Source organism: Enterobacter cloacae complex sp. 6730903 (assembly GCF_048283985.1).
Lineage (GTDB): Bacteria > Pseudomonadota > Gammaproteobacteria > Enterobacterales > Enterobacteriaceae > Enterobacter > Enterobacter hormaechei_C.
The window spans coordinates 1-366 of sequence record NZ_JBLVXX010000177.1 but is presented as its reverse complement, the minus strand read 5'-3'; the positions used below and the strand labels follow the sequence as shown (position 1 = coordinate 366).

Annotated in this window: 1 protein-coding gene; it reads left to right on the top strand. The window is 35.2% G+C overall.

Annotation, left to right across the window (positions count from 1 at the left end; all coding sequences use genetic code 11):
• A partial coding sequence (locus ACNQ0W_RS25435) for a hypothetical protein (RefSeq protein ID WP_417933314.1) occupies positions 1-199 on the top strand: 199 nt, incomplete at its 5' end.
• Between the last annotated feature and the right edge of the window lie 167 nt (positions 200-366).

The window sequence follows — 366 nt, the reverse complement described above, 5'->3', positions numbered from 1 at the left end:
AACAGAAAAAGACGCTTTTACTTTACGTACCATTGAAGATTTTATTTTTAGTTTGATTTGCCATAATCATAAGAGGTGGGATTTCCTTAGATGCCTAGAAAGGGACTATGACAATGGCTGTTTTGGTACTGGAGAGACTGAGCAATTGCTCATAGATATTTTGGAAAAAGAACACATCAGATTAGGTATAGCGAGTTAAAAAATGATAGTCATTACTGTAGGAAAAAATGCATTACCTCCAGGCGTAGACCAGGATAAATATTTGGAAGATTTTAGAGCAGCTTTTAAGGCTGAATATGATTACCCGATTATCTACACCGACGATAAAAAACTTGAAGGTATCAAGGTTGGTTTTCGATACACTAA